The following is a 24,044-nucleotide window of genomic DNA, read 5'->3' on the forward strand; positions in this document are numbered from 1 at the left end:
CGGCGCGGCGATCCGTACGCCGATTATTCGCCACGCTGTCTCGAAAATATGTCGGCGCGGGTGGAAACTCGGGTAAGGATTGGCGAAGGCATGTAGGGAAATCCTGACAGGCGCGCGCTTCAGGCGTCGCCGTGCTCGTCGTCGAAGAGCTTGTGGCGCACGGCATAGCGCACGAGCGCGGCTTCGTGCGGCATCTGCATCTTTTCCAGCACGCGCGCCTTGTACGTGCTGATGGTTTTCGCGCTCACGCACAGCGCCTCGCCGATATCGTTGATGGTCTCGCCCGCGCACAGCCGCCGCAACACTTCGAACTCGCGGTCGGACAGGCGCTGATGCGGCAGCGCATCCGCGGGCTCGGTCAGGCTTTGCGCGAAACGCTCGGCCATCGCGAGGCTCACGTAGACGCCGCCCGCCGCGACCTTACTGACCGCGGCGACCAGCTCGGCGCTCGCGCTTTCCTTCGTCAGATAGCCGGCGGCGCCCGCCTTGAACGCGCGCGTCGCGTACTGATGCTCCGCGTGCATGGTGAGCACGAGGATGCGCAACGCGGGCTTCTCTTCCCTGATCTGCCTGAGCAGTTCGAGTCCGCTGCGGCCCGGCATCGTGAGGTCGAGCACGAGCACGTCGGCATCGGTCGAGCGGGCGAGGGCGAGCGTGCCCGGGCCGTCGCACGCTTCGCCGGCCACGTCGAAGCCGGTCGCATTGGCGAGAATATGGCGCAGGCCGTCGCGCACGAGCGCGTGGTCGTCGGCGATCAGCACTTTCGTCGTCATGGTTGCGATTCCTTTGCCCGCACCGCCTCGCGCGGCAGGACGACAGTGAGGACGAAGCCGTTTTCCGGCATCGAATCGACGAAAAAGCGGCCGCCGAGCGCATTCGCGCGCTCGCGCACGCCGATGAGACCGAACGACTTGCCGTTCCCCGCCGGCAACGCCGACGCGCCGACGCCGTCGTCCGCGATCCGCAGCACGCAGTTCGTGTCGTTCGCGTCGAGCGAAAGTTCGACGCGGCTCGCCTGCGCGTGACGGGCGACATTCGAGAGCGCCTCCTCGATGATACGGAAAACCGCGGTCGCCGCGTCCGCGTTGAACGCCAGCTCGCCGATGTCGACATCGTGCGTGACGCCGATACCGTGATGCTGCACGAAATCGTCGACGAGCCAGTCGATCGCGGCGATGAGGCCGAGGTCATCGAGCATGACGGGCCGCTGGCGCGCCGCGATGCGCCGCATCGACGCGATATTGCGGTCGATGACATGGCGCATGCGCAGCAACTGCGCGGCGATGACGTCGTCGAGCGGAACGCGGGCCGCGAGCCGCGTTTCCAGCGCGGACACGTCCATTTTGAGCGCGGAAAGCGTCTGCCCGAGGTCTTCGTGCAGCTCGCGCGCTATGCGGCTTTTCTCCTCTTCGCGCACCTGCTGGAGATTGGCCGAGAGCGCGCGCAATTCCTCGCGCGATTGCCGCAGCGCCGCATCGGCCTGCACGCGCTCGGTGACGTCGCGCAGGATGACCGTAAAGAGCTTGCCGTCGATGTCGTCGATCCGTGAAATGGATGCTTCCACCGGAAACTCCTCCCCATCCGCGCGCAGGCCGTACAGCGCGCGCTGCCGGCCGCCCATCCGGCGGTCCGAGACGCCCGTCTCGCCGAAGCGCTGCACTTGCTCCGCGTGCGCCGCGCGATAGCGCTCGGGAATGAAGCGCGCGAGCGGCGCGCCGATGGCGTCGTGCGCCGCGCAACGGAAGATGCGCTCGGCCATCGGATTGAACATGACGATGCGCTGCGCGGCGTCGATCGTGATGACGGCTTCCGTCGTCGCGCGGATGATGCCGTCGAGCCGCGCCTGGCTCATGACGGCCTGCTTGCGAAACTGCGCCGCGGGCACGGCGCCTTGTCTCGACAGCATGAAGACGAGCGCTGCGAGCGGCATCGCGAACGCGGCGCCGCCCGCGATCAGCAGGCCTGTCATGGACGCGTGAAGCGTGCAGACGGAAAAAAGGTAGGACATGCCGGCCCACCACAGCGCGAAAAGCAGCGCCGCTGCGAGCGTCGCATGCGTGAGCGCGCGGCGCTGCGCTGCGAGGTGACTTGCCGCCGCGCTTTCGTCGGGGATCATGGCGGCATGCGGCGGGCGCTCAGTCGGCAGGCGTGTTCGCCGCCTGCGGCGCTTCCAGCGCGCGCTCCTCGGCCTCGCGTCCCGGCACGAGCAGGACCGGACAGCGCGCGATCCGCATGAAGCCCTCGGCGACGCTGCCCAGCACGAGCCGCCGCAAGCCGCGACGCCCATGCGTGCCCATCACCACGAGTCCGGCGCCGAAATCCTCCGCGCACTGCGCGATGCACGCGGCGATGTCGTCGCCCGTCAGCGAAAGCTCGGCGATGCGCGGCGCGCCGGATACGCCCTCGCGCGCCATGCGCTGGACCGCTTCCGAGGTCAGGCGGCGGCCTTCTTCGAGCAGCGTGCGGCGTATGTCGGGATAGAACGCGGCGGTGGCGTCATAGGCGACCGGATGGAGATCGACGACATAGAGCGCCTGCAGAACCGCGTTGCCGGCGCGAGCGATCTTCAGCGCCTCGTCGAAGGCATGCGCGGACGTCACGCTGCCGTCGATCGGCGCGAGTATGCGGCTATACATGGCGGACCCCTTTGGCCGGACAGCGTTGATAGACGATGCGGCAATCCGCTTCGGACGCCGTTGACTCAGATCAACCCGATGTGCGTTCGACGAGCCCGTCGAGCGGCATGTCGACGTCGATGCGAAAGCCGTCGCCCGGTGCACTGCGAAACGCGATGACGCCGCCCAGTTGCCGCACGCGCTCGCCCATGCCGAGCAGACCGAACGCGTTGGCCGCGCGCGGCTGGTCCAGGCTTGCGCCGCGCCCGTCGTCTTCGATGGACAACGTGCAGCGCCCCGCCGTGCACGCGATGGCGATACGCACTTCGCTCGCGTGCGCGTGCCGCACGATGTTGGTGAGCGCTTCCTGCGCGACACGGAATATCGATGTGGACGCGGCCGCGCCGAATTCGACCTCCTCGCCCGCGATGTCGAGATCGATGCGGATACCGTACCGGCGGCGAAAATCGCTGACGAGCCAGTCGATTGCGGCGAAGAGGCCGAGATCGTCGAGCACCGGGGGACGCAGCCCCGCCGCGATACGCCGGACCGACGCGATGACCGTGTCGATCTGCGTCGCTATCGCGTGCGTCTGCGTCAGCGCGTGGCGCGCGAAGCCGTCGGCGGCGGCGTTCGAATCGAGATCGGCGACCTGCATCTTGAGCGCGGCGAGCTGCTGACCGAGATCGTCGTGCAACTCCCGCGCGATCGATGCGCGCTCGTTTTCCAGCGCCGTCTGCACGTGCGCGGACAATTCCTGCGCATGCTGCAGTTCGGCGAGGCGCAGGCGGTCGGTCATGTCGCGCGTGACCTTCGCGAAGCCGATCAGATCGCCCTTTGCGTCGCGCAGCGCGGTGATGACGACGTTGGCCCAGAAACGCGTCGAATCGCGGCGAACGCGCCAGCCTTCATCCTCGACACGGCCCGCGCTGGCCGCAGCCGCCAGTTCCTTTTGCGGCTTGCCCGCAGCGATGTCTTCCGGCGGATAGAAGACGGAAAAATGCCGGCCGATGATGTCCTGCGCGTCATAGCCCTTGATGCGCCGCGCGCCGTTGTTCCATGTCGCGACATGGCCGTGCGCGTCCAGCAGGAAGATCGCGTAGTCCTCGACGGATTCGACGAGAAGGCGGAAATGCGCGTCGGATTGCAGGGGCGGTGCGTCGGCGGGATGTCCGGACGGTCCGCTTGGCGTGCGCATCGGGTTTCTCCGGTGGCAGGACTGGCAACGTTTCTGTCATGCGGCTGGCTTCGAAGCGCCGCCGCCTTTTTGTGCGTCCCAGTTTAGTCGCAGGAAAAAAATCCGTCATGCGCGCTGCGACATTAGCGCAGGGCGGCCAATTCGCGGCGTTTGACTCAGGTCAATCGAAAAAATGGCGAACGTCCGTAAAGTGAAGCCGTGCTCCGGCGAGTCCGGAGCAGACGACCGCGATCAACATTTCAACCATCCGGAGTATGTGATGCAAGCACGTGACGTAATGACTTCCAGCGTCGTTTCCGTGACGCCCGAAACGACGATTCATGAACTGGCGCGCCTGCTCGTGCAGCACCGTATCAGCGCGGCGCCGGTCGTCGACACGGACGGGCATGTCGTCGGCGTCATCAGCGAGGGCGATCTGCTTCGTCGCGAAGAGATCGGCACCGAGAAGCGGGCGAATCGTCGCGCGTGGTGGCTCGACATTCTTTCCGACGGCGGCGCGGCCGACTACATCAAGTCGCATGCGCGCACGGTCGGCGAGATCATGACTCGCGATCCTGTCTGCGTGAACGAGGACACGTCGCTCGCCGAGATCGCCGCGGTGCTCGAAAGCCATCACATCAAGCGCGTGCCGGTGCTGCGCGACGGGCGGCTCGTCGGCATCGTCAGCCGGTCGAATCTGGTGCAGGCGCTGGCATCGTCGCTCGTGGTCGAGTCCGCGCCGGATGCGCTCGCAAGCGATGCCGAAATCCGCGCCATGCTGATGGGCGATCTCGCGGGGCGTGGCTGGGCGTTCCCCGGACGCGATATCGTCGTTCGCGATGGCATCGTGCATCTGTGGGGCACGGTGTGGTCCGGCGATCAGCTCGATGCGATGCGGATCGCGTCGGAAAGCATTCCCGGCGTGAAGCGCGTGGTCGATCACACGATTCCCTATCCGATCATGCCGGGGCTGTGAAGGAATAATGGATCGTCAGGCGATCAGGAAGCTAGCAGCACGCTCGATGCTTCATGCGTGCTGCTTTATGGTGCCCAGCGCCGGCACGGCATTGGCGATCAGCCGATACAGGTTGTCGAGACTTTCGCCTTCGAACGTGGCTTCGCTGAACGGATCCCAGTAATGTGCGAATGCGGCATCGATCTGCGCCCAGTCGCGCTCGGACAGAAAGCGCTCGGCGGCAGGCAGGATCACGGTGTCTTCGATTCGTCGGTGATTCGCGCAGAAAGCGACGTATTTTTCCATCGATGATCTCAGGCCCGGCAACGCCACGTTTCCCTTTAGTTCGAAGCGCGTGAGCGCATGCTCGAGATCGCGCAGGCGCTTATCGCCTTCGATGTGCTCGCCTTGCAGCTTGTCGAGTACATCATCAAACTCGTGAGTGCGATGTTGCAATGTGGCGAAGAGATATAGATCTTCCAGTGGATGATGGAGTTGATCCGGATATTCTCGGATGTAGTACAGCATTGCGCGAAACACGATCGGATCGGGCGCGGGACCGCCTTCGGAGAGCGCACGGACGAAGTCGAGCATGGCCCTCGTGACGGCGGAAAGCCGTTGGTGATCCAGTGCGATGATATGAATCGCGGTGTGTTCTGTCGTGTCGTTCATTGCGGTCTCCGAAGTGAACGGTTCGCTGATTGGACATGTGAGATCGAGTCTCTCACGCACAGAAAAGCGGCTGGTTGATCTGGATCAGTCAGTCGTGCAGCGCGACTCGGATGGGATCGGAGAGCGATGGACTCGTCTCTGCAACGAACACTGGCAGCGCTCGATGCCGACAAGGCGAAACTGGACGCGGTGCGTCCGCTTTCACCTCCGGCCCTGGCTTCGTTGCAGAAAAGGCTGAGGCTGGAATGGATGCCCGATGCGAATGCGGTCGAGCGGCACACGCTCCCGCTGTGCGAGACCCGGATCGTGCTCGACGAGATGACGATGGGCGGCAAGTCTCTGCCGCAGCACTGCGAGGCTATAGGCCGTCGCGATGCGATGACTTACCTCGAAGAGATCGTTGCGAAGAACGAGCCACTGTCGGCGTGGCAAATGCGGAACATCCACAACGTCGTTATAAAGGGCGAGGTTGGTGAGGAAGCCTGTCGCTATCGGCATGTGAACGTGGCGATCGCCGGCGCGCGCACGACGCCGCCGGATTTTCTGGACCTGCCGGCCGAACTGGCTGCGCTCGTCGAGTGGCACGCGAGGGCAGGGAACTTGCATCCTGTCGCGCGCGCGGCGGAACTCCATACGCGGTTTGTGAGAATCCATCCGTTCATGGATGGAAACGGCAGGACAGGACGGCTGCTTCTGAATGTCGAGTTGATGAGATCGGGTTATCCCCCGGCCCTTATCCGGAACGAGGATCGCGCAGCGTATTGCGACTCGCTGGACGATGCTTGCGTGAGCAACGACTACCGGGGCATTGCGCGGTTGATCGCCGGATTGGTTCAGCGGTCATTCGACATCTACTTCGATGCGCTTGGATTACGTGTGGGCCGCGCGCCTCGCGATGCGCCGTGATGGTCATCGACCGAAAGCGTCCCGTTCCGGCTTCATGATAAGCTTGGCACTGTCACGAAACAGGTTACACCCAGGCCGAAGGATGAACCTCACATGATCGCTGCGCCTCCCGTTCAGGTATCCCGGCAACTTCGCAAGGCGCACCATCCCGGAGGGCTTCTCCGCGATTTCGTGCTCCCGCGCCTCGACCTCTCGGTGAGTCAGGCGGCGCGGGATCTGGGCGTGTCTCGTCAGACGCTACACCGTATCTTCGACGCGCGAGCGGGCATCACGCCAGAAATGGCTGTCCGGCTGGAAGCGCTGTGCGGAATTTCGGCAATGTTCTGGCTGGAACTGCAATGCGCGCATGATCTTCGTCAGGCTCGCGTATCGCTGGCTGATGCGCTTCCCCATATTCCAAAGTACCGGCTTTCTCATTTGGCAATGAAGCAACTCGGAGCGCTCGATGGACGCTGATGCCGTAACGACTCAATATGCCCGCACGGGCGTATCCGGACTCGATGACATTCTTGTCGGCGGCTTGAGCCGGGGCAATGTATTCCTGCTCGAAGGAAGTCCCGGCACAGGCAAAACAACGATTGCACTCAGCTTTCTGATCGCCGGTGCAAAGCTAGGTGAGCCGTGTTTGTATTTCACGCTCTCGGAAACGGCGTCGGAATTGCGCAACGGCGCCTTGTCGCACGGCTGGGGCCTTGGCAAAGAGATCAATATCTTCGAAGTGAGCCCGTCTGAAAGCCTGCTCGACGCCGATCAGCAACAGACGCTCCTCTATTCGTCGGACCTCGAACTGGGTGAAACGACGCAGATGATTCTCGGTGAGTTCGAGCGCGTCAGGCCAAAGCGGGTCGTCATCGACAGTCTTTCCGAAATCCGTTTGCTCGCGCAAAGTTCTCTGCGCTACCGTCGGCAGATTCTCGCATTCAAGCATTACTTCGCGGGTCGCGATGCGACCGTGCTGCTGCTGGATGACCTGACCTCCGAGGCCGCCGACAAGACGGTCCATAGCGTCGCGCATGGCGTCATCAAGCTCGAAGAGTTGTCGCCGCAATATGGGGCGGAGCGACGTCGGCTGAAGGTGCTCAAGTATCGCGGTCAGCAATTTCGCGGCGGATATCACGATTTCGCCATTCGGCGCGGCGGCGTGTCGGTATTTCCAAGGCTCGTTGCCGGCGAGCATCGCACGAGCTTCGACCGCACTCAGATGACGAGCGACGTGGCCGAACTGGACGCACTGCTGGGCGGTGGTGTCGAACAGGGATCGAGCACGCTCATTCTCGGACCCGCAGGTACCGGAAAGAGCCTGTTCGCGCTCCAGTTCGTCGTCGCCGCCGTCAGGCGCGGCGAGAAGGCGGCGCTCTTCGTGTTCGACGAGGAACTCGGGCTGCTGTTCGATCGCGTTCGCATCATGGGCATCGACCTTGAAGCGATGAGAGACTCAGGCAGCCTGCATATCGAACAGGTCGACGCCGCCGAGCTGTCTCCGGGTGAGTTCGCTCATCGCGTTCGCACGAGCGTTGACCATGCGCGCGCGAAGACGGTCGTCATCGACAGCCTGAACGGCTACCAGGCCGCCATGCCCGAAGAGAACGCGCTGGTGCTGCATGTGCATGAGTTGTTGCAGTATCTGAACCGGCAGGGCGCAAACACGTTTCTCACCGTCGCACAGCACGGCCTGGTCGGCGACATGAAAGCGCCGGTCGACGTGACCTATCTCGCCGACACGGTCATTCTGCTTCGCTACTTCGAGGCGCTCGGGCGCGTCCGGCGCGCCGTCTCGGTCATCAAGAAGCGCACGGGACCCCACGAGGAATCGATTCGCGAGTTCCGCATCGGTTCTACCGGGCTCGTGCTCGGAGCGCCGCTGGAAGAATTCCAGGGCGTGCTGCGCGGTGTGCCCACGTTCGTCGGCAATTCGTCGCCGCTACTTTCATCGAACGAAGGCTGAGCACCGATGTCTGGCACCGATCCATGCCCGGTCCTCCTTCTCACGCCTTCGGGCCGTGATTTTGCCGTCGCGCAAGCGCTTCTGGAAGCGACCCGCATCGAATCGGCTGCCTGCGCGGACGTTCGGCAGCTCCGTGCGAAACTGAAAGACGATGTGTGTTGCGTGATCGTCGCCGATGAAGCACTGAACGGAGTGGACCTTGCGGTGCTGGCCGAATGGGTGTCGGCGCAACCGCCCTGGTCGGACCTTCCGTTCGTCATCCTGACGCGGCGCACGGGCGGCGCCGACCGAAGGCCCATGGCTGAACGGCTGACGCAGGCGCTCGGCAATGTCACCTTCATCGAGCGGCCTTTTCACCCGACGACATTCGTGAGCGTGGTCGAGACTGCCGTGCGTGGCCGGCGTCGCCAGTTCGAGGCACGGGCCAGGATTCGCGAGCTGCACGAAGGCGAGGCGCGTCTGCGCACGGCGCTGACCGCAGGACAACTCGGCTCGTGGAACCTGGATCTGACCACATCGACGCTGGCTGCATCGACGACCTGCAAGGCGATCTTCGGCCGCGGCGAGCATGACAGCTTCACGTATGAGGAGCTTCGGGCGAGCGTTCATCCGGACGACCGGGCGCGCATGCAGGAGGCCGTGAGGCACAGCATCGAAAGCGGTTGCGACTATGCCATCGAATACCGCAATGTCTGGCCGAACGGAACGGTGCATTGGGTGGATATCAGGGCGCGTATCGTCCGCGACGAGCAGAATCACATCTCGCAGCTCGTCGGCGTATCGTCGGACATCACCTCGCGCAAGACATCCGAAGATCAGCTACGGCGGATCAATGAATCGCTCGAAGTCAAAGTGCTGGAGCGCACGGCGCAACTCGAGCACGCCCATCAAACGGTGCTCGACGAAATCAGCCAGCGCGAACATACGGAAAAGCTGCTGCGACAGGTCCAGAAACTCGAGATGATCGGCCAGTTGACGGGCGGCATCGCGCACGACTTCAACAATCTCCTGATGGCCATCATGGCGAATCTGGAACTCGTGCGAAAGGACGTGCCGCCGCAGGAGCGCGTCGGGCGTCTGGTGGAAGGCGCGCTCAGGGGCGCACAGCGCGGGGCCGCGCTGACGCAACGGCTGCTCGCCTTCGCCCGGCAGCAGGTGCTCAAGGTCGAACCGGTCCAGATGTCCGCGCTGGTGTACGGCATGACCGACCTGTTGGAAAGATCGATCAGTTCGATGGTCCATTTGTCGATCGACACGGTTGATGACGTCCCGTACACGATGGTCGATGCAAATCAGGTCGAGCTCGCCATCCTGAACCTCGTCGTCAACGCGCGCGACGCGTTGCCCGATGGCGGAACGATCAATATCAATGTCGATACCGCGCGTTCGTCAGGTGACGGCGAACTGGCCGAGGGCGACTATGTTCGGGTGACAGTGAGCGACAACGGCACGGGCATGGACGCCGCGACGCTCGCCAAGGCCACCGAACCGTTCTTCACCACGAAGGAGGTCGGCAAGGGAACCGGACTCGGCCTCTCGATGATCCACGGCCTGGCGCGCCAGCTTCAAGGGGCGCTGCGTCTCGAGAGCACGATCGGAAAGGGCACGTGCGCGTCGCTCTGGCTGCCGGCAACGGGCGACAAGGTTGCGCACGCAGAAGTCGGAGAGCATCTGCCGGACGACGCCTCGACCGACGCGCCCAGCATGCGGGCCACCATACTGGTGGTCGACGATGACCCGCTCATCGCGACGAGCACGTCGTATCTCCTGCAAGACCTCGGACAGGTCGTGATAGAGGCAAACTCCGGAGAAGCCGCGCTCGAAATTCTGCGCAGCGGCACGAGAGTCGATGTCCTTCTCACCGATTTCTCGATGCCCCGAATGACAGGCGTCGAGTTGGCCATCGCCGCGCGCGCGCTCCGACCCGCACTACCCGTCATACTCGCGACCGGCTATGCAGAGTTGCCCGAGTTGGCGGAAGCGGACCTGCCGCGACTTCGCAAGCCGTATCAACAAAGTCAGCTCCTGACGGAAATCAGCAAGGCAGTGTCGCCCGGACGTTAAATCCGGTGTGTCCACCCAGTATTGCGAAATGCAATGTGGCTATTAAAGCCATTGCATTGCCAGCATGTGCTCAGAGCCGTATCTTCGTCTCCATCCAAGGAGACGCCAATGAAGATCGCATTTCTGGGGGCCGGAGCGCTGGGTTGTGCCATCGGTTCCGCTCTCACCGAAGGGGGCCACGAGACGTGGCTCGTCGACCGGTTCGCCGCGCACGTCGAGGCCATGTCCCGCGACGGCCTTCAGGTCGATGACGAACGCGGCACGCGCCGTGTCAAAGTCCGCGCGACGATGAATCCGGCCGAAGTCGGCCCGGTCGATGTCGTGATCGTGCTGGTCAAGTCTTTTCACACCGATTCGGCGATGCGCAGCGCGCTCGATCTCGTCGGCCCGGAAACGGTCGTGCTTTCCCTGCAGAACGGCCTCGGTCACGAAGACGTGTTGAGCGAAATCGTCGGACGTGAGCGCGTGCTCGCCGGGAAAACATATGTGGGCGGCGTGCTGCGTGCGCCCGGCCATATCCAGTCCGGCGTCACCGGAAAGCTCACGATCATCGGCGAGCTCGACGGCCGGGTCACGAGCCGCGCGCAGGCCATCGCGGAGGCGTTCAACAGCGCCGGTCTGTCGACCACGGTCAGCGACAACATTCTCGGCACGATGTGGGACAAGCTGCTCATCAACGTGGCGACGGGCGCTATCACGGGTATCACGCGCCTCACCTACGGGCAACTCTACGACGAGCCGATCCTGAAAGCGACGTCGCTTGCCGCCATCGAAGAAGCGATGGCCGCAGCGAAAGCAGCCGGCGTCACGCTGTCCATCACGAATGCGGAAGACGCCTGGAATATGGCCGCCGATGGACTGTCCGCACAATTCAAGACCTCGATGCTGCAAAGCCTCGAAAAATCTTCGGTCACCGAAGTCGACTTCATCAATGGCGCGGTGGTGCGTTGGGGCGCACGCCTCGGTGTGCCGACGCCGGTGAACTCGACGCTCGTCGCGTGCATCAAGGGCATCGAGCGCGCGATGACGGATCGTCAAAAGGAAGGAGCCGCGGCATGAGCGCGCCGAAAGCCTATCTGGAGCACGTCGCGATCTGGGTGAAAGACATCCACTGGCATATCCGCTTCTTCGAAGAAGTGCTCGGCATGACCCTGCGCGAAGTCGACGGCACGCTCGACGCGCCGCGCCAATATTGGACGATGGGCGGTCTGCAATTCATCAGCGAGCCGCGTTTCGAAGGCCCCGAAGGCCGGCTCGCGCATCTCGGCGTGATGTGCGAAGACCTCGAAGCTGCTATCGCTGCCGCGCAGGCGTTCGACGTCACAGCAATGCCGCAAGGGCGCAACTGGCTGCGTCTGCCCGACGGGCTCGCCGTCGAACTCATTCAGGCCAGACCGGCCACGTGCGTCGCACAGGCGCTGGCAATCAATCCACGCGCGGAGGCGTGAGCATGAGCACCATCATCGATAGATACTGGGACGACGCGCAGGAAGGCGACGTGTGCGTGAGCCCGACTTATACGGTCACGAAAGAACGCATCCTGGCCTACGCCGATCTCACGGGCGATCACACGCCGGTGCATGTCGACGAGGACTATGCCAACGCGAGTCATTTCGGCTCGATCGTGGCGCACGGTCTGTTCGGATTGTCGATCGCCGATGGCCTGAAGACGCAGAGCGACTATCGTTTCCTGCCGGGCATGTCGCTCGGCTGGACGTGGGACTTTCTGCTGCCCATCAAGGTCAATGACGTGCTGCATGTGAAGTTCCGCGTCGGCGCGATGCGTGCAAGCAAGAGCAAGCCGGACTGGGGCATCGTCGTGCTGCCGTCGGAGTTGATTAATCAGAGCGGTGAAGTCGTGCAACGTGGCGAGCATCGTCTGATGATCCCGCGCCGACCGGGAGCGAACTGATGCAAGCTCGTCCCCTCGAAGGAATTCGCGTCGTCGATTACAGCCACTTTCTCGCAGGTCCATACGTTGGCCGATGCCTCGCCGCGCTCGGCGCGGAAGTCATCAAGGTCGAGCGTCCCGGCAGCGGCGACGCAGGGCGCCAGCACGCCACGGTGCTCGACGACCAGCAAAGCGCCTACTTCCTGCAGCTCAACATGGGCAAGCGCGGCGTGAGCGTCGATATGAAGGACCCGCGCGGCAAGGCGTTCATGCAGCGTCTTTGCGATTCCGCCGACGTGTTCATCGAGAACTATCGGCCCGGCGCGCTGGACAAGCTCGGCCTCGGCTATGCCGCGTTGTCGGAACGCAATCCGGGCCTCGTCTATTGCTCGATCTCGGCCTACGGACACACCGGTCCTGATGCGCATCGCGCGGGCTTCGGCCTCATCGCCGAAGCGAAGAGCGGCATCATGCAGATGATCGGCAATCCGGGCGAACCGCCGCCGCTCATGCGCATCTCGCTCGGCGATATGTACACCGGCATTCACGCGGTCGCCGCGATCAACGCCGCGCTGCTCGGCCGCGTGAAGAGCGGACGCGGCCAGCACATCGATATGGCGCTGTACGACACGCTGGTATCGATGCACGAATACGCGGTGCAGTGCTACACGATGCAAGGCGTCGTTCCCGAACAGACCGGTCACGATATGCCGACATCGACGTTGTACGGCGTGTTCCGCGCCGCCGACGGCGATCTCGTCATTGCCGCGCAAGTCGATGATTCATGGAAGCGCTTCGCCACGCTCATCGAGCAGCACGGCGGCCCGGCCGGTTTCGGCGCCGATGCGCGGTTCCATAACCTGAACGGACGCAACGCGAACCGGGAAGCCATCCTGTCGGTCGTGAAGCCGTGGGTCGCGGGCCGCTCGGTTGCCGAGGTTCTTTCATTGCTCGACAGTGTCGATGTCCCTTGCGCCAAGGTTCAGCGCATCGATGAAGTCGTCGCCGATCCGCAGATCATTGCGCGCGGCATGGTGATCGAGCAGGAGCATCCGCGCTTCGGAAAGCTGCGGCTGCCGAATCTGCCGTTCCGCTTCTCGGACTGCGATACGTCGATTCGTGAAGTCGGGCCCGATCTCGGTCAGCACAACGCCGAAGTCGCGCAATCGCTGGGCTTCAGCGCGGCCGAGATCGACGCGATGCAGACCGAGGGTGTGCTGTTCTCGAAACGGAGCGCGTGATGAGCGACCAGTACGCGGTGATCGGCAATCCGATCGGGCACACGAAGTCGCCGCTGATCCACGGCGCGTTCGCGCAGGAAACCGGGCAGGACATGACGTACGTTGCGATCGAGGGGCCGCTCGATCCGGCGGAAGCCTTCGCGGATACGGTCAGATGCTTCATCGCTGAAGGCGGCAAGGGCATGAACGTCACCGCGCCGTTCAAGCTGCAGGCTTTCGCGATGGCCGATGAACGCAGCGAACGCGCGGCGCTCGCGGGCGCGGTCAACGCGATGAAGTTCGAGAACGGGCGCGTCATCGCCGAAAACTTCGATGGTGTCGGCCTCGTGCGCGATATCGAAGTGAATCTGCAGCAGCCGATGGCGGGCAAGCGCGTGCTGATTCTCGGCGCAGGCGGCGCGGTGCGCGGCGCATTGCTGCCGTTCATCGCGGCGCGGCCTGCGGAACTCGTCGTCGCGAACCGGCATGCGGACAAAGCGAAGGCGCTCGTCGAGCAGGTCGCCGCGGGCGGCTCGTTGAAGGCCTGCGGCTATGCGGAACTCGAATCGATGGGACAGTTCGATCTCGTCGTGAACGCGACGTCAGCGAGCCTGACCGGGCAATTGCCACCGGTTCCGCCGAGCGTCTTCGATGCACGTGGAACGGCTTATGAGCTTGCGTACGGAAAGGGGCTCACGCCTTTTCTGCGGCTCGCTCGTAATGCGGGCGTGCAAGGTATCGCCGACGGCGTCGGCATGCTGGTCGAGCAGGCCGCCGAAGCGTTCGCGTGGTGGCGGGGCGTGCGTCCGCAGACGCGCGCGGTCATCGACCGTTTAACCGTTCCGCTCGATTGACGCCTGCGACTTCAAATTGAACATTGAAATGATGAAAACGTTTCTCATGCTGCACGGAATCAACCACAACATGTTCGGCAAACGCGACCCCGTTCAATACGGAACGGCGACGCTCGACGACATCGACGCTCGACTGCAAACGCTAGGCAGGGAACTGGGCGTCGAGGTCGAAAGCTATCAGACGAACAGTGAAGGCGACATGTGTCTGCGCATCCATCAGGCTTTCCTCGATAACGTCGATGGCGTGCTGATCAATGCCGGCGCATGGACGCATTACAGCTACGGCATCCGCGATGCGCTGGCGATCTTGACTGTGCCCGTGGTCGAGATTCATATGTCGAACATTCACGCGCGTGAAGGCTTTCGCCACAAGTCGGTGTTCGCGGAAATCGTGAAGGGGCAGATTTGCGGCTTCGGTATCGATAGCTATTCGCTCGGACTTCGCGCGGCTGTGTCGGCCGCTGGTTGATCCTGCGGGCGGTTCATAGACAGCGATAAGCGATGCAATGACTACAATGCGGATATTGCAATCGCCAATACAGCCATGTCCACGTCCGAACTGCCCGACTTGAAACTGCTACAGCTCTTCGATCTGTTGTATGACGTGCGCAGCGTCACGCGAGCGGCCGAGCAGCTCGGGCAGAGCCAGCCAACCGTGAGCATCTGGCTGGGGCGTCTGCGAGAGCACTTACAGGACCCGTTGTTCGTCCGCACGCCGGGCGGGATGACGCCGACGCCTCAGGCAGACGCGCTGATCGGGCCATGTCGGGAGATTCTGGAGTCGCTTCGTCGCTTCGCTGCGTGGGAAATCTCCTTCGATCCAGGCACAGCGAAACGAAGGTTTCGCATTTGCATGACCGACGCGAGTCACATCACGCTTCTTCCACGGATGCTGGCCCACGTGCGCGCTCAGGCGCCAGGGATTCGGCTGGAAGCCGCAAGGATCGACGGAAACACGGAGCGCGCGCTCGAATCCGGCGAGGCCGATCTGGCGATCGGCCATGTGCCCTGGCTCGGCAGCGGAATGTATCAGCAGCAGCTCTATATGCAGGATTGGGTATGCCTCGCCAATCCGAACCATCCGCGCGTGCGCGCCAGGCTGACGCTCAAGCAGTATCGCAGCGAAGGGCACGTGATCATCGCGGCTGGCACGGGTGCGCAACTGCTGGAGCAAGCGCTGTTGCGCGAGGACATCGAACGCGATGTCGTGCTCGAGCTACCGGGAATGCTCGGACTGGGATCGATCATCAAATCGACCGATCTCATCGCCACGTTGCCGCGCAATATCGGGGAGACGCTGGCGAGAGTGAATGACATCGCGGTCCATTCGTGCCCGTTTCCAGTCGATAAATTCGCGGTGCGGCAGCATTGGCACGCGAAGTATCATCACGAAGCCGGTAATCGCTGGCTTCGCTCGGTGGTGGCCGATCTGTTCTCGGGCAGGAGCTAGGCGGAAACTCGCCGCGCATGATTCAACTTGACTGCCCTCAGAGGAGCCTGCCGGAATGAGCGTTTTCGAAGAAGACAAGATCGACTGCCATTGCCATATATTCGACCCCGTGCGCTTCCCCTATCGCGATGACACGGTTTATCGGCCCGAAGGACAGGAAATCGGCACGGCCGCGCAGTTCGTGCAAGTGCTGAATGCTTATGGCGTGCGACATGCGTTGCTGGTCGGACCGACGAGCGGATACCGCACCGACAATCGATGTCTTCTCGATGCGATCGCTAGTTACGAAGGCCGCTTTCGTGGCATCGCCGTCGTCGACAACGACATTACGCGGGGCGAACTCGTTTCGCTGAAACGCGCAGGCGTCGTGGGAGTCGCGTTCAATCCGGCGATGGAAGGCGTCGAAGCCGTGCTCGGCGCCGGTGCGCTCTTCGACATGCTCGCGGACCTAGGCATGATCGCTCAGGTTCAGGTCATCGAGGATCAGATGCTCGCGCTCCAGCCGTGGCTCGACAAGCAGGCAGCCACGCTTGCGATCGATCACTGCGGGCGGCCTCGAACACATGCGGGAGTCGGTCAGGCCGGTTTCGATGCGCTTCTGCGTCTTGCCGACAACGGACGCACGACCGTCAAGCTTTCTGGCTGGCAAAAATACTCAGGCAACGCTTATCCCTACGAGGACACCTGGCAATATGCGCACACATTGCTTCGGGTCTTCGGGCCGCAGCATTGCGTCTGGGGCTCCGACTGGCCGTTCTTGCGGGCAACCGAGCGACTGGACTATGGCCCATTGCTGACGCTGTTCGAGAGAATCTTTCCGGACCCACAGACCAGGCGACAGATTCAGTGGGAGACGCCGCGACGCCTCTTCGGTTTCGATGCGATAGCGGACTCCTGACGGAGCCCGCGTGCTTCGAGGATTCAAAAGCAGGCTCAGCTCTGGTCGCCCCAGAGATCATCGACCGCGCGGATCGCCAGCGAGTAGCCGTTCGCGCCGGCCCCGCAGATCACCGCGGTGGCCGCTACCGAGATCGTCGAGTGACGGTATTCCTCGGAGCGCCGGTGAATGTTCGTGATATGCACTTCCACTACCGGCCTGCGAATCAGCTTGACTGCGTCGAGTACCGGAATCCGTCCGAACGAAAACCCGGCCGGATTGATGATCAGCGCTGCGTCCTGCATGAATGCTTCCTGGATCGAGTCGATGAGCACGCTTTCGCTGTTGGTCTGACGGAATACGCAGTCGAACCTGAGGGTCTCGGCCAGCGCGAGACAGTTCTGCTCGATGTCCTTCAGGGTGGTGCTGCCATAGAGGTGCGGCTCCCTGACGCCCAGCATGTTCAGGTTGGAGCCATTGAGAATGTAGAGTTTGCGAGTCATGGTTTTAATGTGTAGCGCTACGTTCGAGGGCCGTGCCTTTGGTTTCCCTAGACGTCGCGATCATGATGAAGGAGAGCAGGTTCAACGAGCCGCAGACCACGACGATGGCCCACGGCGAACCATGAAAGGCGTTGAGCAGCGCCACCGCGACGATGGGCATCGGCCCGCCGGTAAGCAGGTTGGCGCCCGAGTACGACAGGGCGGAACCCGTATAGCGCGCTTCGGTCGGAAAGGACTCCGCGAACCACACCGGCTGGATGCCGCTCTGAAACTGCGTGAAGCCGAGGAAGGCGCCCATCACGGCCATCGCCATGCCGATCGAGTGCTGGTTGAGGATCGGAAAGTAGATCAGGCAGCAGACCAGCGTGCAGAACGAGCCGATGAGCAGCGCACGCTTGCGTCCGATCCGGTCGCTCAGATATCCGCCCAAGAGCGCGCCAGCGATGGCGCAGACATTGGCGACCATCAACAACATGAAGCCGGTCTGTTTGGGTACGCCGAGGTTCTTCGTCAGATAGCTGAGCGAGAAGACCACGATCAGATAGAAGAGCGCAGCCGGGCCGCAGAAGAACAGCGTCAGGCGCAACGCAGTACGCCAGTGGAACTTGAAGACGATGCCGAGCGGATTGGCTGCGCGTGCGCCTTCGCCCTTCTTCTTGAGCGCTTCGAAGGCCGGCGTCTCGCTGACTTTCATGCGGATATAGATGCCCAGCAGCACGAGCACGAAGCTCGCGAGGAACGGGATTCTCCATCCGAAAGATTCGAAGTCGTCCGCCGAGAGCAGGGCTGACAACGCGAACAAGGCGAAATTGGCGAGGATCTGGCTGAGCGGCGAGCAGATGCCGAGCAGGCCCGAATACCACCCGCGTCGTGCAGCGGACGCATGCTCGACGGCCATCAACTGTGCGCCCGTCGATTCGCCGCCGAGCGCAAAGCCCTGGATGATGCGCAGCGAAACCAGTAGCGTCGGCGCCAGGATGCCGACTTGCTGATAGGTCGGCAGCAGTCCCATCAGGAACGACGACGCGCCCATCACCGAGACCGTGATCAGCATGAGGTTGCGGCGTCCCCAACGATCGCCGAGCATGCCGCAGATCACCGCGCCGAGCGGTCGGGCGGCCAGTCCGGCCCAGAAACTCGCCAGCGAAGCGAGCAGCGAAGCGGTCGGGTCGAGCGAAGGGAAAAACAGCTTCGGGAAGATCGTGGCCGCGACCACGCCGTACAACGCGAAGTCGAACCACTCCAGCGCCGTGCCGACGGTGGCGCCCGCCACCGCGCGACGCGCCATCGACTGAGCCTGCGCGGACCGTGTTCCCACTGAGGTGTCTGAGTCAGCAATCACTGACATGGTGTCTCCTGATTTTCGATGTGTTGAGTTCGTTTCTGGCGACGAACAGGTGCTATTGTTTGCCCTGCAAAAGCGGGGCGTTCCGCACCGGAACTGCATTTCACATCACGAAAATTCGCCCGACATGTCGTTAAAGAACGGTCTAAGAATTCTCGATTTCCTCGCGTCGCAAGGTGAGGGCGCGGGCCTCCTGGCCATCGCCGACGCGCTGAACTTGCCTCGCAGTACGTGCCATCGTGTGCTCGCCGAACTCGTCGATAGCGGCTACGTCAGGCAGCTCGTCGATCACAGCCGCTACATCCTGACCATGCGCATGACGTCGAACGGACTCGAATTCCTGAGTCTGACCGGCATCGCGGATATCGCCCAGCCGATCATCGAACGCGTCGCGGCTCAGACTGGCGAACTGGCGCGCCTTTCGCTGGTCGACGGCGAAGCAATCATCTGGGTGGGCAAGGCGGACGGGCAGCGCACCGGCTTTCGCTACGATCCCGACATGGGCCAGGCGGCACGGCTCTCGTGCACGTCGACCGGACACGCGTGGCTCATGACGATGACCGATGAACAGGCAGCTGCGCTCGTGTTGAAGCAGGACTTCGGACAGCCGAACGAGTTCGGACCCAATGCGCCGACGACGCTAAAAGCGCTGCTTGGTTTCCTGCACGCTGCGCGCGTGCGCGGTTACGCGATGATCGACGAGGTGTTCGCGCCACGCATGTCCGCGGTGGCGGCACCCGTGGTCAGCGGCTCGCGCTGCGTCGGCGTCATCAGCCTGGCTGGTCCGCGGGTACGGCTGACGGCCGAGAAGATTCACGCGTACTCTGCGCTGCTGCGCGAGGCGGCCAGTGAACTGGCCCAGTTGAGCAATATGGCCGGGTTTCCGACCCGGCCGCCGCTCGGCAAGGGATGAGCTTTGGGGCAATTTTGCGTCCTGTTTCACGCGCCATCAGTTTTGTTTATCGGCATAACGCGTGAGCCGCTTGCGCCGATGACGCGCTCTGCCGCTTCCCATCAGGCTTCGCGGCCATCGGAACCCCATTCAGAAAGCAAAAGCTCTGGTTAACACGTAGTACCCGCTGCGCGGCCTTCCTCCTACTCTTCGGCATCAGTTTCCCGAGAGCAAGGAGCAGCGCACATGGCACGAATCATCGGAGGCATCGCCGCCTCGCATACGCCGACGATCGGTTTCGCGTTCGACAAGAACAAGCGCGACGATCCCGTCTGGGCGCCGATCTTCGAGAACTTCGCGCCGCTCGCGAACTGGCTCGCGGAGAAGCAGCCCGATGTCGTCGTGACGATCTATAACGACCACGTCACGTCGTTCTTTTTCGATCACTACTCCGCGTTCGCGCTGGGCGTCGGCCCCGAATGGCGCGTCGCGGACGAAGGCGGCGGCGCACGCGATCTGCCGCCGGTCAAGGGTCATCCCGCGCTGGCCGCGCACATCGGCACGTCGCTGATGACCGATGAATTCGACATGTCGTTCTTCCAGAACAAGGCCCTCGATCACGGCTGCTTCTCGCCGCTGTCGATGCTGTGCCCGCACAAGCCCGAATGGCCCATCAAGCTCGTGCCTTTGCAAATGGGCGTGCTGCAATTGCCCGTGCCGAGCGCGCGCCGATTCTTCAAGCTCGGTCAGGCGCTGCGCCGCGCCATCGAAAGCTATCCGGAAGATATCAAGGTCGCGATTCTCGCGACGGGCGGACTCTCGCATCAGGTCCATGGCGAACGTTCGGGCTTCAACAACACGCAATGGGATGCGCGCTTCCTCGATCTCTTCGAGCGCGATCCCGAGCAGCTCGCGGACATGACCATCGCCGAATACGCGGCGCTCGGCGGCTACGAAGGCGCCGAAGTGATCATGTGGCTCACGATGCGCGGCGCGTTGTCGAGCAATGTCGTGTGCAAGCATCGCAGCTATTACCTGCCGTCGATGGCGGGCATCGCGACCGCGATCTACGAAGGCGAGGACAGCGAGACCAAGCCCGCGATCGCCGAGCGTCATCGCCAGAAGATGGCCGTGCAGCTCACCGATGTCGAGAAGCTCGAAGGCACGTATCCGTTCTCGATCGAAACGGCCGTGCGTGCATATCGCATCAACGATTATCTGCATCGCATGGTCGAGCCTGCGCATCGCGAGGCATTCAAGGCCGATGAAGAAGCGAGCTACGAAGCCTTCGGCCTGAGCGATGAAGAACGCGATCTCATTCGCCGACGCGACTGGCGCGGCCTGCTTCACTACGGCGTGATCTTCTTCATGCTCGAAAAGCTCGGCGCGGTGACGGGCGTATCGAATCTGCATATCTATGCCGCCATGCGCGGCGAAACGCTCGAAGAATTCCAGAAGACACGCAATGCACCGGGCGCGCTGTATTCGGTGGCCGGCAAGAGCGGCGGCAAGCTCGACTGGGACAAGGCGGAAGAAGCCAAGAAGTAATACGACAGAGACAGGGGACAGGGGACAACACATGAACAGCGGTAAAACCATCGATATCAAGGGCTTCATCGACGAGCGGCCCATTTCCGCGTACCAGTGGCTGCTGGTCGCGCTGTGCTTTCTGGTCGTGATGGCCGACGGCATGGACGTCGCGATCATGGGCTTCGTTGCGCCATCGATCATCGCAGACTGGCATATTTCGCGGCCCGCGTTCGGGCTCGTGATGAGCGCGGCGCCGATCGGCCTCGTGATCGGCGCATTGGCGGCAGGGCCGGCTTCGGATCGCATCGGACGCAAGTGGGTGCTGATTACATCGGTGTTTCTCTTCGGCGTCTTCACGATCGCGACCGCGTTCACGAATTCGCCTGCGAGCATGGCGGCGCTGCGTCTGTTGACCGGCATCGGCCTCGGCGCCGCGATGCCCAACACGACGACGCTGCTCTCCGAATACGCGCCGCAACGCAAGCGCGCGCTGCTGATCACGGTCATGTTCACCGGCTTCAATCTAGGCTCGGCGCTGATCGGCTTCGTCGCGGGCTGGCTGATTCCGGTGCATGGCTGGCGCTCGGTGCTGATCTTCGGCGGCGCTTTGCCGCTCGCGCTGATTCCTCTGCAAATCTGGCTGCTGCCCGAATCGGCGCGTCTGCTCGCGGTGCGCGGCGCGACGTCGCAACGCATCGGCAAGGTGCTGGGCCGCGTGTGCGGCGCGCGCTTCGACGGTAACGAGACGTTCGTATCGAACGAACCGCCGTTGCCGACGAAGAAACCCATTGGCGTGTTGTTCGCGCAAGGTTATGGCCTGATGACGGCGGCGCTGTGGGTCACGTATTTCATGGGTCTGCTCGTGATCTATCTGCTGACTGGCTGGCTGCCGACGCTGATGAAGGACGCGGGCCTCACAGTCACCGCGGCGGCGAACATCACGGCGATGTTCCAGATCGGCGGCACTATTGGCGCGATCATCGTCGGCTTCGTTATGGACAAGACGCGTCCGGCGCCGGTCATCAGCGCGGCGTATCTCGGCGGCGCGGTGTGTGTGCTCGGGCTGGCGTGGATCGGCGCGTTGTCGTCGTCGCTGGCGGTGCTCGTGTTTGCGGCGGGCTTCTGCATGAGCGGCGCGCAGACGGGGCTCAATGCGTTCGCGCCGGGACGCTATCCGACGGTTGCGCGTGCGACCGGTGTGAGCTGGATGCTTGGTATGGGGCGCTTCGGCAGTATCTTCGGTTCGGCGATTGGGGGCGCGTTGCTGGGGCTCGGTTGGGAGTTTGGTGCGATCCTCGCGATGCTTGCTGTGCCTGCGACGCTTGCGGCTGTTTCCATTCTTGTGGCGCAGCGCAGGCGGGGGGAGGAGGCCCAGGCGCGGGCTCATATCGCGCATTAGGGTTTTGGTTTTTTTTGGGTTTTTTGGTTTTTTTGGTTTTCGCCGGATCCCGTATTGGTGTTGGTTTATTAGCGTTGCCCCTCCCCGGGGCGGGGGTAACTTTCTTTGCTGCTGCAAAGAAAGTCACCAAAGAAAGCAGCTTTTCCCATCCAAAGTGCCTCACACCGGCCGCGGCACAGGCGATTGGCTGAATGGAACCCGGAGTAGCGAGTGCCCCCATGGTTGAACCGGGCTTGGATCGCACACGGTCTGACAAGCTAGTGCGCAAAGGGCACTGGTTCAGCACGAAATAGCATCGGCACAGCGCTGCGCGCTGCCGTCGAGTATGCAAGGGAAACCAACGGTGGGCGTAGCAAATATGCGCGCACACGCAAACCCGATTGACCGGTCGGCCGCGAAGCGGGCTGGAGCTTGCAAGGGCTGAACCAGCAAACTAAGCGGCGCGATGAGTCAGACCGTGCGCGGTCCAAGCCGCTTGAGTTTTTTGAGGGCACTCGCTACAGCGGACCACGAGAGTAGTTCTGTGCCGCGGCCGGCATGAAGTGCTCAGGCTGGGGATAGCTGTTTCTTTGGTTACTTTCTTTGCAGCAGCAAAGAAAGTGACTGCCGCCCCGCATAGGGGCAGAGCAAATAGACCACTAAGAAACCAAGTTTCCCTATAGAGAAGAGAAAGCAAAGCGCGAGCTTGAAAGGAACACGAAGCAATCCAGGAGTAACGAAAAAATGATCATCGACATTCACGGCCACTACACGACTGCGCCGAAGGCGCTCGAATCGTGGCGCAACCGACAGATCGCCGGGATCAAGAATCCTTCGGAGATGCCAGCCGTATCGGAACTGAAGATCACCGACGACGAACTACGCGAATCGATCGAAGCGAATCAGCTTCGTCTGATGCACGACCGAGGTCTCGATCTCACGATCTTCAGCCCGCGTGCGAGCTTCATGGCGCATCACATCGGCGATTTCGAAGTATCGAGCACGTGGGCCGCGATCTGCAACGAGCTGTGCTTTCGTGTGAGCGAGCTGTTTCCCGACAGCTTCATTCCGGCGGCGATGTTGCCGCAAAGCCCGGGCGTCGATGTCTCGACGTGCATCCCCGAGCTCGTGAAGTGCGTCGAGCAATACGGCAATGTCGCGATCAACCTGAATCCGGACCCGTCGGGCGGACACTGGACGAGCCCGCCGCTTTCAGACCGCTCGTGGTATCCGATATACGAGAAGATGGTCGAGTACGACATCCCCGCGATGATCCACGTGAGCACGAGCTGCAACGCGTGTTTTCATACGACGGGCGCGCACTACCTGAACGCCGATACGACCGCGTTCATGCAGTGCCTCACGTCCGACCTCTTCCGCGATTTCCCGACGCTCAAGTTCGTGATTCCGCATGGCGGCGGCGCGGTGCCGTATCACTGGGGACGTTTCCGCGGTCTCGCGCAAGAGCTGAAGAAGCCCTTGCTGAAGGATCATTTGCTCAATAACGTGTTCTTCGATACCTGTGTGTATCACCAGCCAGGCATCGATCTGCTGACGCGCGTGATTCCCGTCGACAACATCTTGTTCGCGAGCGAGATGATCGGCGCGGTGCGCGGCATCGATCCCGAAACGGGGCATTATTTCGACGATACGAAGCGCTATGTCGAGGCAGCGAGCATCGAGCCCGAAGCGCGCTACAAGATTTACGAAGGCAACGCGCGCCGCGTGTATCCACGTCTGGATGCGGCGCTCAAAGCGAAGGGACTTTGA

Annotated in this window: 24 protein-coding genes; 17 read left to right on the forward strand and 7 right to left on the reverse strand. The window is 62.7% G+C overall.

What is annotated here, in order from left to right; all coding sequences use genetic code 11:
- Nucleotides 1-119: 119 nt before the first annotated feature.
- From AWB74_RS32205 to AWB74_RS32220, 4 genes are all read right to left on the reverse strand, one after another.
- Nucleotides 120-773, reverse strand: a complete 654-nt coding sequence (locus AWB74_RS32205; RefSeq protein ID WP_061150662.1) for a response regulator — start codon at nucleotides 771-773, stop codon at nucleotides 120-122.
- Nucleotides 770-2,116: a PAS domain-containing sensor histidine kinase gene (locus AWB74_RS32210; protein WP_200822062.1), complete on the reverse strand. Its 1,347-nt coding sequence runs from the start codon at nucleotides 2,114-2,116 to the stop codon at nucleotides 770-772. The genes AWB74_RS32205 and AWB74_RS32210 overlap by 4 nt, the downstream gene beginning before the upstream one ends.
- Nucleotides 2,117-2,135: 19 nt before the next feature.
- Nucleotides 2,136-2,636 (reverse strand): universal stress protein, encoded by a 501-nt coding sequence (locus AWB74_RS32215; protein ID WP_061150663.1) that lies wholly within the window; start codon nucleotides 2,634-2,636, stop codon nucleotides 2,136-2,138.
- Nucleotides 2,637-2,706: 70 nt separating this feature from the next.
- The gene (locus AWB74_RS32220) at nucleotides 2,707-3,813 is read right to left on the reverse strand and encodes a PAS domain-containing sensor histidine kinase (RefSeq protein WP_061150664.1); all 1,107 of its coding nucleotides are present in this window, start codon (nucleotides 3,811-3,813) and stop codon (nucleotides 2,707-2,709) included.
- 259 nt (nucleotides 3,814-4,072) lie between these two features.
- On the opposite strand from AWB74_RS32220, the gene AWB74_RS32225 reads away from it, so the two are divergent.
- On the forward strand, nucleotides 4,073-4,768 hold the full coding sequence (locus tag AWB74_RS32225) for a CBS domain-containing protein (RefSeq protein WP_061150697.1): 696 nt from the start codon (nucleotides 4,073-4,075) through the stop codon (nucleotides 4,766-4,768).
- A gap of 51 nt (nucleotides 4,769-4,819) precedes the next feature.
- Here the strand turns inward: AWB74_RS32225 and AWB74_RS32230 are convergent, their stop codons facing one another.
- On the reverse strand, nucleotides 4,820-5,419 hold the full coding sequence (locus AWB74_RS32230) for a hemerythrin domain-containing protein (protein WP_061150665.1): 600 nt from the start codon (nucleotides 5,417-5,419) through the stop codon (nucleotides 4,820-4,822).
- 126 nt (nucleotides 5,420-5,545) lie between these two features.
- On the opposite strand from AWB74_RS32230, the gene AWB74_RS32235 reads away from it, so the two are divergent.
- From AWB74_RS32235 to AWB74_RS32290, 12 genes are all read left to right on the forward strand, one after another.
- A complete protein-coding gene (locus AWB74_RS32235) occupies nucleotides 5,546-6,325 on the forward strand; it encodes a Fic family protein (RefSeq protein ID WP_061150666.1) in 780 nt (259 codons plus the stop codon).
- Between the two features lie 93 nt (nucleotides 6,326-6,418).
- Nucleotides 6,419-6,781: a HigA family addiction module antitoxin gene (locus AWB74_RS32240; RefSeq protein ID WP_087039324.1), complete on the forward strand. Its 363-nt coding sequence runs from the start codon at nucleotides 6,419-6,421 to the stop codon at nucleotides 6,779-6,781.
- Complete coding sequence (locus AWB74_RS32245; protein WP_061150667.1) at nucleotides 6,771-8,270, forward strand: ATPase domain-containing protein; 1,500 nt, start codon at nucleotides 6,771-6,773, stop codon at nucleotides 8,268-8,270. Before AWB74_RS32240 ends, AWB74_RS32245 begins: the two co-directional genes overlap by 11 nt.
- A gap of 6 nt (nucleotides 8,271-8,276) precedes the next feature.
- On the forward strand, nucleotides 8,277-10,334 hold the full coding sequence (locus tag AWB74_RS32250; protein WP_061150668.1) for an ATP-binding protein: 2,058 nt from the start codon (nucleotides 8,277-8,279) through the stop codon (nucleotides 10,332-10,334).
- 108 nt (nucleotides 10,335-10,442) lie between these two features.
- Entirely contained in the window at nucleotides 10,443-11,393 is a 951-nt protein-coding gene (locus tag AWB74_RS32255; RefSeq protein WP_061150669.1) for a ketopantoate reductase family protein, read from the forward strand.
- Nucleotides 11,390-11,782, forward strand: coding sequence for a VOC family protein (locus AWB74_RS32260; protein ID WP_061150670.1), 393 nt, complete (start codon nucleotides 11,390-11,392; stop codon nucleotides 11,780-11,782). The genes AWB74_RS32255 and AWB74_RS32260 overlap by 4 nt, the downstream gene beginning before the upstream one ends.
- Before the next feature lie 2 nt (nucleotides 11,783-11,784).
- Nucleotides 11,785-12,246 (forward strand): MaoC family dehydratase, encoded by a 462-nt coding sequence (locus AWB74_RS32265; protein WP_061150671.1) that lies wholly within the window; start codon nucleotides 11,785-11,787, stop codon nucleotides 12,244-12,246.
- Nucleotides 12,246-13,466 carry a CaiB/BaiF CoA transferase family protein gene (locus AWB74_RS32270; protein ID WP_061150672.1) on the forward strand — a complete coding sequence of 407 codons (1,221 nt, stop codon included), beginning with the start codon at nucleotides 12,246-12,248 and terminating at the stop codon, nucleotides 13,464-13,466. Before AWB74_RS32265 ends, AWB74_RS32270 begins: the two co-directional genes overlap by 1 nt.
- Nucleotides 13,466-14,299 (forward strand): shikimate dehydrogenase, encoded by an 834-nt coding sequence (aroE, locus tag AWB74_RS32275; RefSeq protein WP_061150673.1) that lies wholly within the window; start codon nucleotides 13,466-13,468, stop codon nucleotides 14,297-14,299. The genes AWB74_RS32270 and aroE overlap by 1 nt, the downstream gene beginning before the upstream one ends.
- Before the next feature lie 31 nt (nucleotides 14,300-14,330).
- On the forward strand, nucleotides 14,331-14,768 hold the full coding sequence (gene aroQ / locus AWB74_RS32280) for a type II 3-dehydroquinate dehydratase (RefSeq protein ID WP_061150698.1): 438 nt from the start codon (nucleotides 14,331-14,333) through the stop codon (nucleotides 14,766-14,768).
- A 75-nt stretch (nucleotides 14,769-14,843) separates the two neighbouring features.
- Entirely contained in the window at nucleotides 14,844-15,749 is a 906-nt protein-coding gene (locus AWB74_RS32285; RefSeq protein ID WP_061150674.1) for a LysR family transcriptional regulator, read from the forward strand.
- A 55-nt stretch (nucleotides 15,750-15,804) separates the two neighbouring features.
- Nucleotides 15,805-16,647: an amidohydrolase family protein gene (locus AWB74_RS32290; protein WP_061150675.1), complete on the forward strand. Its 843-nt coding sequence runs from the start codon at nucleotides 15,805-15,807 to the stop codon at nucleotides 16,645-16,647.
- A 35-nt stretch (nucleotides 16,648-16,682) separates the two neighbouring features.
- On the opposite strand, the gene AWB74_RS32295 is transcribed toward AWB74_RS32290, so the two are convergent.
- Complete coding sequence (locus tag AWB74_RS32295) at nucleotides 16,683-17,129, reverse strand: type II 3-dehydroquinate dehydratase (RefSeq protein ID WP_061150676.1); 447 nt, start codon at nucleotides 17,127-17,129, stop codon at nucleotides 16,683-16,685.
- Nucleotides 17,130-17,133: 4 nt separating this feature from the next.
- Nucleotides 17,134-18,477, reverse strand: coding sequence for an MFS transporter (locus AWB74_RS32300; protein WP_407642494.1), 1,344 nt, complete (start codon nucleotides 18,475-18,477; stop codon nucleotides 17,134-17,136).
- Nucleotides 18,478-18,601: 124 nt separating this feature from the next.
- Between AWB74_RS32300 and AWB74_RS32305 the strand changes: the two genes are divergently transcribed.
- The 4 genes from AWB74_RS32305 to AWB74_RS32320 all read left to right on the forward strand — a co-directional run bounded on the left by AWB74_RS32305 (nucleotide 18,602) and on the right by AWB74_RS32320 (nucleotide 24,044).
- Nucleotides 18,602-19,387: an IclR family transcriptional regulator gene (locus tag AWB74_RS32305; RefSeq protein ID WP_061150678.1), complete on the forward strand. Its 786-nt coding sequence runs from the start codon at nucleotides 18,602-18,604 to the stop codon at nucleotides 19,385-19,387.
- A 225-nt stretch (nucleotides 19,388-19,612) separates the two neighbouring features.
- On the forward strand, nucleotides 19,613-20,914 hold the full coding sequence (locus tag AWB74_RS32310) for a gallate dioxygenase (RefSeq protein WP_061150679.1): 1,302 nt from the start codon (nucleotides 19,613-19,615) through the stop codon (nucleotides 20,912-20,914).
- A gap of 31 nt (nucleotides 20,915-20,945) precedes the next feature.
- Nucleotides 20,946-22,295, forward strand: a complete 1,350-nt coding sequence (locus AWB74_RS32315; protein WP_061150680.1) for an MFS transporter — start codon at nucleotides 20,946-20,948, stop codon at nucleotides 22,293-22,295.
- Between the two features lie 723 nt (nucleotides 22,296-23,018).
- Complete coding sequence (locus AWB74_RS32320; RefSeq protein ID WP_061150681.1) at nucleotides 23,019-24,044, forward strand: amidohydrolase family protein; 1,026 nt, start codon at nucleotides 23,019-23,021, stop codon at nucleotides 24,042-24,044.

The sequence above is a fragment of the Caballeronia arvi genome (genome assembly GCF_001544695.2).
GTDB classification, from domain to species: Bacteria; Pseudomonadota; Gammaproteobacteria; order Burkholderiales; family Burkholderiaceae; genus Caballeronia; species Caballeronia arvi.

Excerpts from the sequence above, each read along its gene's own strand:
- AWB74_RS32205 (WP_061150662.1), bottom strand. The coding sequence starts at position 773 with ATGACGACGAAAGTGCTGATCGCCGACGACCACGCGCTCGTGCGCGAC.
- AWB74_RS32210 (WP_200822062.1), bottom strand. The coding sequence starts at position 2,116 with ATGATCCCCGACGAAAGCGCGGCGGCAAGTCACCTCGCAGCGCAGCGC.
- AWB74_RS32215 (WP_061150663.1), bottom strand. The coding sequence starts at position 2,636 with ATGTATAGCCGCATACTCGCGCCGATCGACGGCAGCGTGACGTCCGCG.
- AWB74_RS32220 (WP_061150664.1), bottom strand. The coding sequence starts at position 3,813 with ATGCGCACGCCAAGCGGACCGTCCGGACATCCCGCCGACGCACCGCCC.
- AWB74_RS32225 (WP_061150697.1), top strand. The coding sequence starts at position 4,073 with ATGCAAGCACGTGACGTAATGACTTCCAGCGTCGTTTCCGTGACGCCC.
- AWB74_RS32230 (WP_061150665.1), bottom strand. The coding sequence starts at position 5,419 with ATGAACGACACGACAGAACACACCGCGATTCATATCATCGCACTGGAT.
- AWB74_RS32235 (WP_061150666.1), top strand. The coding sequence starts at position 5,546 with ATGGACTCGTCTCTGCAACGAACACTGGCAGCGCTCGATGCCGACAAG.
- AWB74_RS32240 (WP_087039324.1), top strand. The coding sequence starts at position 6,419 with ATGATCGCTGCGCCTCCCGTTCAGGTATCCCGGCAACTTCGCAAGGCG.
- AWB74_RS32245 (WP_061150667.1), top strand. The coding sequence starts at position 6,771 with ATGGACGCTGATGCCGTAACGACTCAATATGCCCGCACGGGCGTATCC.
- AWB74_RS32250 (WP_061150668.1), top strand. The coding sequence starts at position 8,277 with ATGTCTGGCACCGATCCATGCCCGGTCCTCCTTCTCACGCCTTCGGGC.
- AWB74_RS32255 (WP_061150669.1), top strand. The coding sequence starts at position 10,443 with ATGAAGATCGCATTTCTGGGGGCCGGAGCGCTGGGTTGTGCCATCGGT.
- AWB74_RS32260 (WP_061150670.1), top strand. The coding sequence starts at position 11,390 with ATGAGCGCGCCGAAAGCCTATCTGGAGCACGTCGCGATCTGGGTGAAA.
- AWB74_RS32265 (WP_061150671.1), top strand. The coding sequence starts at position 11,785 with ATGAGCACCATCATCGATAGATACTGGGACGACGCGCAGGAAGGCGAC.
- AWB74_RS32270 (WP_061150672.1), top strand. The coding sequence starts at position 12,246 with ATGCAAGCTCGTCCCCTCGAAGGAATTCGCGTCGTCGATTACAGCCAC.
- aroE (WP_061150673.1), top strand. The coding sequence starts at position 13,466 with ATGAGCGACCAGTACGCGGTGATCGGCAATCCGATCGGGCACACGAAG.
- aroQ (WP_061150698.1), top strand. The coding sequence starts at position 14,331 with ATGAAAACGTTTCTCATGCTGCACGGAATCAACCACAACATGTTCGGC.
- AWB74_RS32285 (WP_061150674.1), top strand. The coding sequence starts at position 14,844 with ATGTCCACGTCCGAACTGCCCGACTTGAAACTGCTACAGCTCTTCGAT.
- AWB74_RS32290 (WP_061150675.1), top strand. The coding sequence starts at position 15,805 with ATGAGCGTTTTCGAAGAAGACAAGATCGACTGCCATTGCCATATATTC.
- AWB74_RS32295 (WP_061150676.1), bottom strand. The coding sequence starts at position 17,129 with ATGACTCGCAAACTCTACATTCTCAATGGCTCCAACCTGAACATGCTG.
- AWB74_RS32300 (WP_407642494.1), bottom strand. The coding sequence starts at position 18,477 with ATGTCAGTGATTGCTGACTCAGACACCTCAGTGGGAACACGGTCCGCG.
- AWB74_RS32305 (WP_061150678.1), top strand. The coding sequence starts at position 18,602 with ATGTCGTTAAAGAACGGTCTAAGAATTCTCGATTTCCTCGCGTCGCAA.
- AWB74_RS32310 (WP_061150679.1), top strand. The coding sequence starts at position 19,613 with ATGGCACGAATCATCGGAGGCATCGCCGCCTCGCATACGCCGACGATC.
- AWB74_RS32315 (WP_061150680.1), top strand. The coding sequence starts at position 20,946 with ATGAACAGCGGTAAAACCATCGATATCAAGGGCTTCATCGACGAGCGG.
- AWB74_RS32320 (WP_061150681.1), top strand. The coding sequence starts at position 23,019 with ATGATCATCGACATTCACGGCCACTACACGACTGCGCCGAAGGCGCTC.